General features: G+C 60.0%; 6 protein-coding genes and 2 pseudogenes. 4 read left to right on the forward strand and 4 right to left on the reverse strand.

What is annotated here, in order from left to right; genetic code table 11:
- Both AB7F49_RS36350 and AB7F49_RS36355 read right to left on the reverse strand, forming a co-directional pair.
- The coding region (locus AB7F49_RS36350) for a ParB N-terminal domain-containing protein (RefSeq protein WP_428531868.1) at positions 1-907 on the reverse strand (907 nt) is incomplete at its 3' end.
- Positions 908-1253: 346 nt separating this feature from the next.
- A complete protein-coding gene (locus tag AB7F49_RS36355) occupies positions 1254-1937 on the reverse strand; it encodes a hypothetical protein (protein WP_428531871.1) in 684 nt (227 codons plus the stop codon).
- Positions 1938-1991: 54 nt separating this feature from the next.
- On the opposite strand from AB7F49_RS36355, the pseudogene AB7F49_RS36360 reads away from it, so the two are divergent.
- The 3 genes and pseudogenes from AB7F49_RS36360 to AB7F49_RS36370 all read left to right on the forward strand — a co-directional run.
- Positions 1992-2670 (forward strand): annotated as a pseudogene (locus AB7F49_RS36360) (OB-fold nucleic acid binding domain-containing protein); the annotation flags it as partial.
- Positions 2671-2912: 242 nt separating this feature from the next.
- Positions 2913-3821 carry a DUF6328 family protein gene (locus AB7F49_RS36365; protein WP_428531874.1) on the forward strand — a complete coding sequence of 303 codons (909 nt, stop codon included), beginning with the start codon at positions 2913-2915 and terminating at the stop codon, positions 3819-3821.
- Complete coding sequence (locus AB7F49_RS36370; RefSeq protein ID WP_428531877.1) at positions 3818-4486, forward strand: HAD family hydrolase; 669 nt, start codon at positions 3818-3820, stop codon at positions 4484-4486. Before AB7F49_RS36365 ends, AB7F49_RS36370 begins: the two co-directional genes overlap by 4 nt.
- Positions 4487-4504: 18 nt before the next feature.
- Here AB7F49_RS36370 and AB7F49_RS36375 read toward each other — a convergent pair whose 3' ends face one another.
- Complete coding sequence (locus AB7F49_RS36375) at positions 4505-5752, reverse strand: DUF763 domain-containing protein (protein ID WP_428531883.1); 1248 nt, start codon at positions 5750-5752, stop codon at positions 4505-4507.
- Positions 5753-5900: 148 nt separating this feature from the next.
- Between AB7F49_RS36375 and AB7F49_RS36380 the strand changes: the two genes are divergently transcribed.
- On the forward strand, positions 5901-6506 hold the full coding sequence (locus AB7F49_RS36380) for an alpha-ketoglutarate-dependent dioxygenase AlkB (protein WP_428531880.1): 606 nt from the start codon (positions 5901-5903) through the stop codon (positions 6504-6506).
- Positions 6507-6540: 34 nt separating this feature from the next.
- On the opposite strand, the pseudogene AB7F49_RS36385 reads toward AB7F49_RS36380, so the two are convergent.
- A pseudogene (locus AB7F49_RS36385) lies at positions 6541-7999 on the reverse strand (thiamine pyrophosphate-dependent enzyme); the annotation flags it as partial.

A 7999-nucleotide genomic window follows, 5' to 3' on the forward strand; every position in this document is an offset into this window, starting at 1 on the left:
TTGTCTTGACCCAGACGCAAACGTTCTTGAGCTCTGTGAAGACTCGGGTGCCGGCAACATGCAGCTCATGGCAGTGTCGCCAATCCATGCAAACGTAGTGGATCGCTCCATCAGCCGAATGTTTCGCGCATAGGGCCAACGATTCCTCAAGGAATGCGATGAATTGCCTTTCGGTCAGTTCGCCGGCTGCACAAGCGAACTCCCGATGTTTGGTGCGCCCACGCCCGCCCACGTGACCGGCGATCGGCACATTGTATGGCGGGTCGAGAAATGCCATCGCGGCCAATTCGCTGCGCAGCAATTTTGGATAGCCCTCGGGATCTTGTGCGTCTCCCACCGCGAGACGATGTTTTTTCCCGAACACGAACAAATCGCCCAATCGCGAAACAGCAGGCCCGTCGTGGCGATCGGGGATTTCATCGGCTGGATTGGGACGCTCGTTTCCGAAGTCGAACATCAACGCGTCGATCTCGGCAGAGTCAAAGCCCGTTATGCTGAGATCGAGATCGATCTGGGGCAACAGACCCTCAAGCTCTTTGAGTTCGATCGCGAGCAGCTCTCGGTCCCAGCCCGCCTTCTCGGCGAGCTTATTGTCCGCAAGCATGTAAGCTCGGATCTCAACGTCGGAGAGATGGGAGATCCGGATAGCGGGCACCTCGGCCAGCCTGAGGGTCTTCGCTGCTTCCCAGACGCCATGCCCGGCGACAATCTGACCGCGCGCATCGACAATGATCGGGCGCACAAACCCGAAGTGCGTGACGGAGTCGGCGAGCTGCCTAACCTGCTTTTTCGTATGGGTTCGCACCGTCCGGAGCGCCGGCCATAAGGCAGCGACTGGCAGATACTCGACCTTCAGCGAGCGAAGTGCGTTCTGCGCTTTGATCGAGGCGTCGAATTCGGCATCCAAGAAGCCGTTCTTGCTTGTGCGTTTCAGCTTTACGCGGTGAGGGGCGTCTGGATCTGTGTTTGACATATGTCACCTTTACAAGCCTGTCCGTCGCGGCCCTTCGACTTTGCAATTTTGCGAGCTTCTTTTTGGAACGTCGGGCATTGTTCCTCGACGGATTCAACAGACTAACACCCCACTCGACAGTCCTTTGCACCCCGTACGTCCCTCAGCTTCCACGCTTCTTGGCTGCTTTGCTGCAAGACCGTGCTGTGTGGTGAAAGACATAATGTGCTTCTTGTCCATCCTGGAAATATGAAGTACAAATACGGGTTTCAAATGTCGTGACAAAACCGGACATGATGGATCAACCAGCACCGCGACCTCTCGATCGTGGCTCGGTCTTAATGAGATTTTGTGCGAGCTGAAGAGCCGCGGTGGTCAACTCAAACATCGTCCACGAGTCAGCACCCACCGCCTTGCGAAAACGTCCGACTTCTTCTTCGCCACGACAGATGCCGCACGCGCGCGGCGCGGCTGCACGATCCTTAGCACTGTGTCCTCCAGTTGCGACCACGAGAAACACCGGATTTCTAGAGGCGAATGCCGGGGAGCCGGCCCGCGGCATTTTTCTCGGTGCGGCATCACCGACGATGGCGGCAGGGTCCTGCTCTAAAATCCACTTATGCTCGTTCTCGAGTTTCGACCTCACCAGCCGGAGAATTTCTACCGTGCGCGCCTTTGGAAAGCCGTGCTCCTGCAGCCGCAGGGCAGTGAGCACGGCAAATACTTCATAGGAAGAGAAACGGACTTCTGCGCCGCTGCCTGGAGGCGCGCCACTAAAGAAAGCATACTTCGCACGCTGGGCTGCGGGTGTCGGCCTGATCAACTGATCGAAGCCGCGATCGGTCTCCAATATTCGCTTTATGCGGACGAGGAATTCCGAGTGGGATAAGTCGGGCGGTGGGAATGTTGCCCAAATTCCGTCTTCCAGCTGGTTTCGCTTGAAGCGCATAGTGGCCCTTATAAGGGTTTTTATTTTGCCTGTCAACTCCGTCGCTTTCCCTGACGTTGAGGATCGCTTTGCCCGTCCGTCTTGGGCTGCATGGTGCGCGGTCTCGGCAACGCAGATGCGGCACGCATCCTCGCCGCTCGCGCTGAACGGACGTTCTCTTTTGTTGATGATCTCTGGCGCAGGGCGGGTGTTCCGTCTGCCTCGCTCATTCAGTTGGCCGATGCCAATGCTTTTCGATCATCACTGCAACTGGCGCGCCGTGAGGCGTTATGGGCAATCAAAGCTTTGCGCGACGAGCCGTTGCCGTTATTCGCCGCGGCCATATCGCGTGAATCAGCACCGGTTCCAAAAATCCATGAGCCGACCGTTTCGCTTTGGCCGATGACCGCTGGCGGGGAAGTGATCGAAGACTACGGGCATGTCGGGCTTACGTTGCGCACACATCCGCTCTCATTCCTGCGTAAAGAATTGCGCGCTCGGCGGATCGCCACTTGCGCCGAGGCGATGGCTGCGCGTGGCGGCCTCTGGCTCGAGGCGGGCGGTCTCGTTCTTGTCCGCCAGAGACCGGGCTCCGCGCCAAAGGCGTCATGTTCATTACGCTTGAGGGCGAAACCGGCATCGCAAATCTGGTGGCTGGCCCAAGGTGTTCGAGAAATATCGTCGGACTGTCTTCTCGGCCGGCATGATCGGCGTCTACGGCCGCGTCCAACGCGATGGCGTCTCGCGAATGCTCGAATCGCGGATCGTGCACGCTCTCGCAGCGCAGGTCGTTCTTAACGTGCCAAATCAGTGCCTTCGCCGCGGTCTCCGCAATGAATGCTTCGTGGATTCAATCGCCAACCAGTGGTCCGTTCCAATTCTTGCGCAATGGCGGGATGACAACTGAATCGGGCGGGGAGTGCGTTGAAGCGCCCCTTCACCCCGAAACACTGCGCTTGCCGTCGTTCCCATGGATTTGCAATCCGCCTCGCAAGTCGGGAACCGGCCGTTTCTCTCCATCGTTACTAGGTCATGAAGCCCGACGCCAAGCTGAAGACCGCCATGGATGAGACGCGCCTTCTGATCCTTGGCGCTCAGATTCTGATGGGTTTTCAGCTCAACGGTATGTTCCAGGATGGGTTCGATACCCTGCCGAGAGTTTCGCGGAACCTTGACGTCGCAGCGTTCGGCCTCATCACGCTCGCGGTCGCCCTTCTCATCACGCCGTCCCTGCATCACAGGATCGTCGAGCGAGGCGAAGTGGCCCCGGAGATCCATCGCGTTGCGTCCGCATGTGCCGGGTTAGCGCTGCTGCCGCTGGCCGCGACGCTCGGTCTCGACATCTTAATCGTGCTTGATCGTCATTATGGTTTGGCCGCGGCCGCAATCGTTGGCCTCTCGTTCTTCTCCGGTGCAATGCTGTTGTGGTTTGTCTTTCCCGTGATCCGCCGACGGCCCGACGTGAAGGAAACGCCGATGCAGAAACAAAATGAAACGCCGCTCCATGCCAAAGTCGAGCAGATGCTGACCGAAGCCCGAGTCATGATCCCGGGAGCCCAGGCGCTGCTGGGATTTCAGATGGCGGTGATGCTGACGAGCGGCTTTGACAAACTACCGTCTTCGTCAAAGCTCCTACACACTGCTGCACTGTGTTGCATGGGTCTTGCGATCATTCTCCTGATCGCTCCGGCAGCCATTCATCGCTTGAGTTTTCTCGGTGAAGACAGCGAGGAATTTCACGATCTCGGCAGCCGACTGATCGTCCTGGCGGCGGCGCCGCTTGCGGGCGGCATTGCCCTTGATCTGTATGTCGCGGCCACCAAAGCGACCGAAAGTTCTTCGATTGGAACGACGATCGCCGTGCTCGCCGCTGTCGTCATGATCGGTCTCTGGCTCGCATATCCGACCGCGCGTCGCATGAACAGCGAGGCTGCGCCGTGAACCCGCTGGCACAGGCATTCATTTTCGATGTCGAGGGCACACTGATCGAGTGCGTCGCTCTGGTCCTGCAGTGCTGGCAGCGAACACTGGCCAGCCACGGCTTCGCTTTCTCGGTCGAGGAACTGCACCAATACTCGGGCATGGACGGGAAGCTGATGCTTGCCACCCTGGTGCCGAGGCTTTCTCCATCGGCGCGGAAGTTGCTGTTGGACGAGCAGGGAGAGCGTTACCGAAAAGACTACATCCAGCAGGCTCGCGCGTTACCGGATGTCGACCGGCTGTTTGATTGGCTGAGCCGTAACGGCCGTCAAACCGCGCTCGCGACGACCAGCCAGCCCGACGAATTGCGACATTACCTGAAGCTTCTTCGGATCACGGATAAGGTCACGGCGACGGTGTGCGGAGATGAAGTCTCAAAGGAAAAGCCTGCGTCCGATCTTATCGACGTGGCGCTGAAGAAGCTGCCCGCTCCTCATGGCGAGGTGATCGTCGTCGGCGACAGCCCCTATGACGCGCAGGCCGCGCAAGAGGCCGGAGCAATTGCCTTTGGCGTGCTCACAGGCGGCTTCTCGGCAGACGAACTTCAAAAAGCTGGATGCAAAGAGATCGCGAGCGATCCGGCCAATTTGTTGAGGATACTCGTCCGACAAGGAACGACGGCCTGATCTGCAAAACGACGACGGTCACCCGCGATCGACCTTGCGTTGTCCAGCAACGTCTTCTTCCCAACCGAACACCGATCGTCCGCCGACCAATGGCGAGACCTCACGCTCACGCGCGATGAAAGCCTCGAGCGACGGGCCATCGGCCGTTCGCTCCAGTTCGCGCGCCTGGTGGTCCAGACGCCGGAGCGCGCCAAGCTCTTCGTCGCGCCCGAGCTTGGCTTTGTGAACCGCCGATTTCAGGACACGGATGGTTTCGTCATAGACCTTGATTGGAACCGGATTAGGATGCCGATCCTTGCCGCCATGCGCGAGCGAAAAGCGCGCCGGATCCTGAAATCGATAGGGGGCGCCATGCACGACCTCAGCCACCATCGCCAGTGACTGCACCGTTCGCGCGCCGACGCCCGGGGTCAGCAACAAATCCGGAAAATCGACCGGGCCTCGTTCTGCTGCTGCGGCCAGGGTGCCATGGAGGCGGCGAACAAACACATCGCTTGAGCGGACATCATGGTGCGCCGGCATCACGAGGTGCGGCAGCAGCGGTTGTGCAGTCGGCCGCGCGACAAGCTCCGCATAGTGATCGGCGACACGATCCGGTCCGTGATCGGCCAGCAGGTCGAGTTGCGCGAGACGCGATCGGGTCGCCCGCTTGTCGGTGAGGTTTATGATTTCCCCTTGCGCCGGTCCGTCGATGGCGCTGTGGGGGGCATCGACGAAGTCGGCGACATCATCAGAGTGCCAATGGTAGCGCCGGGCTTGGCGCTTGTCGCCGTTCATGCCCTGTTGCACCACGGTCCAGTGGCCGTCATCGGTGACGATAAAACCATGCAAGTAGAGATCGAAGCCATCCTGCACAGCAGCGCTATCAACCTTGGCGACCAGTCGGCTCGCGCGGGTTAGTGCAACTCCGTCGAAACCGATACGGTCACCCAGATTCCGCAGTTCGTCCGGTGTGCGACGCGACTGCTTTCCACGTCCGCCACAGACATGGATGCCCAGCTCGCTTTCGAGCGGCGCCAACCCGCGCTTCAGGGCGCCGATTACGCTGGTGGTGATCCCGGAGGAGTGCCAGTCCATGCCCATTACGGCTCCGAACGATTGGAACCAGAATGGATGAGACAGCCGCCGCAAGAATTCGTCCCGACTATAATGATGGACAATGGCTTGGCAAATGATCGCGCCGAGCGTCGACATGCGCTGGCCGAGCCAGGCAGGAACCCGACCGCCATGGAGGGGTAGATCGGCACTGCCGGTTCGTCGTGCCATGCCACTTGTCGACTCAACGGGAAGGAGAAAAGAAACATAAGACGCAGGGCCGCGAAAACAACGTGCGGTGCGCGAGAGTCGCCTTGTGTGAACCCTGCCCGGATCGGGGTGAGGCGCTAAGCCCGGCAGCGTGCCGACAGGAAGCCCGATGTCCGACCAACTCAGCCTTTTCGCAGAAGCTTCAGCATCGCCCAAGGGGATTCGTTACCAGCCTGATTTCGTCACCACCCGCGACCACGAACAGGTTTTGATCGACCGGCTCCGCGATCTTCCGTTGACGCCCTTTCAATTTGGCGCGTTCGAGGGAAAGCGCCGCGTGGCCTCGTTCGGCTGGCGCTACGACTGTTCCCGACAGGCGCTGGAACCGGCCGACGATATCCCCGACTGGCTCGCCCCGCTCGCGTCTCAAATCGAGCAGTTCGCTAAGATGCCGGCCGACGCCGTAGGGCAAGTCCTGTGCACCGAATACGAGGCTGGGGTTGGAATTGGCTGGCATCGCGACAAGCCGCACTTTGATCGGATTTTCGGATTGTCGCTCGCCTCGCGATGCAAGTTTCGCTTCCGCCGCAAGGCTGGCACGGCCTGGCGGGGCTTTACGTTGGAAGCCGAACCGCGCTCGCTCTACATGATGTCGGATGAGTCTCGGCACGGCTGGGAGCACAGCATCCCGCCCGTGGAGGCAACGCGCTATTCAATTACATTCCGGACGATGGCGGAAGGTGGGAGGAGGGCGAGCCCGGGTCCAATACGTTGAAGGAGAGCTTCGCGGAAATCGTAATGTTTGCTACTCAGCTGTCCGCATCCATCGTCGTCTTCAACGGTTCTTCCGCAGTATTTGCTTCGATGCGCTCGTGATGCGGCGTTTCCGGCAACGCCTTACGGAAATTCTTTGCATAATCCGCCGGCATCTTGGGGGGCATCATCGGTTCATAGGGATCAACCACAGCTTCGATCACGACTGGACCTTCCGTGGAGAACGCGCGGTCAAACACGTCCTCGATCTCTCCATGACGCGTGATCGAAAATCCACGCCCGCCCATCGCCTCTGCCGCTTTCACGAAATCAATCGGCTGGAGCTCGCCCCCGAATTGCGGGTTGCCCAGGAACATCATTTGCTCCCATGCGATCTGATTCAGCATGTTGTTCTTGATCACGAGGAGCTTGAGTGGAATGCCGTAACGAACGGCGGTCGAGAACTCGCCAAGCTGCATCGCAAAGCCGCCATCTCCCACGATGGCGAAAATGGGCCGTCCTGGGAAGGCGATGCCCGCGGCGATCGCGTAAGGCAGGCCGCAAGCCATCGAGGCGAGCGTACCCGATACGGCAAAAGCCTGCCCCTCGCGCATATCCACGTGCCAGGCGGCGAGCTCGGTGTTCTGGCCTGAATCGACGGCCAGAATGGCGTCTGCCGGCAAGCGGTCGTCCAAAAGCTTTGGTCACGGCCTGAGGCTTGAGAGTCTCGTCGGCCTTGCCCTCGGACTGCGCCATCATCTCGCGCCAGCGCTTCATCCCGGTCTGGGCCTGCTTCAGGAGCGAGCGATCTGTCTTTTGCCGCAAGCGCTCATTGAGCAGCCGGAGCGCTTCAGCGGCGTCTCCGACAAGACCGGCCCCCGCCGGATAGCGTAGCCCGATGCGCTACGCATCCCGCTCGATCTGAACGGCCCGAGCTTGGCCCGGATTTGGATAATATTCGACGTAGGGAAAGCTCGACCCGACAATGAGCAGGGCATCGCATTGCTCCATCGCTTCCTGCGACGGCGACGTGCCGAGAATGCCGATCCCGCCGGTCGTGTGCGGATGATCGTCGGGGAGCACAGCTTTACCGAGCAGAGCTTTCGCCACCGGCGCCGCGAGAAGCTCCGCTGTGCGCTCCAGTTCGTCGCGCGCCGAGCGCGCCGCGGCCGACGAGGATGGCTACCTTCGAGGCATCATTCAAAATGCGTGCAGCCGTGTCGAGTTCGGCTTCGTCCGGCAACCGCCGGCCTTCGAACATGCGGTTCGGCACGTGATCCGGCCGATTGCGCTTGGAGCGTTCAGCGTCTTCCAGTTCTTGTTCCTGGACATCGTTTGCGATCGACAGGTGCGCAACGCCGCGACCGCTCAGCGCTGAGCGGCAGGCCAGGCTGGCGACGTTTTCTATATGCGAGGCGTCGGCAACGTGAGCATTGAAAATTGTCACATCACTGAAGACCTTGGTCAGGTCCACGTCCTGCTGCGTGAAGGTCTCGTGGAATTGCATGCCGGTGA

Origin of the sequence: Pseudorhodoplanes sp. (assembly GCF_050250235.1) — a bacterium.
In the GTDB taxonomy this organism is placed as follows: Bacteria; Pseudomonadota; Alphaproteobacteria; order Rhizobiales; family Xanthobacteraceae; genus Pseudorhodoplanes.

Coding starts and splice junctions, on each gene's coding strand:
- AB7F49_RS36375 (WP_428531883.1), bottom strand. CDS start 5,752: ATGGCACGACGAACCGGCAGTGCCGATCTACCCCTCCATGGCGGTCGG.
- AB7F49_RS36365 (WP_428531874.1), top strand. CDS start 2,913: ATGAAGCCCGACGCCAAGCTGAAGACCGCCATGGATGAGACGCGCCTT.
- AB7F49_RS36380 (WP_428531880.1), top strand. CDS start 5,901: ATGTCCGACCAACTCAGCCTTTTCGCAGAAGCTTCAGCATCGCCCAAG.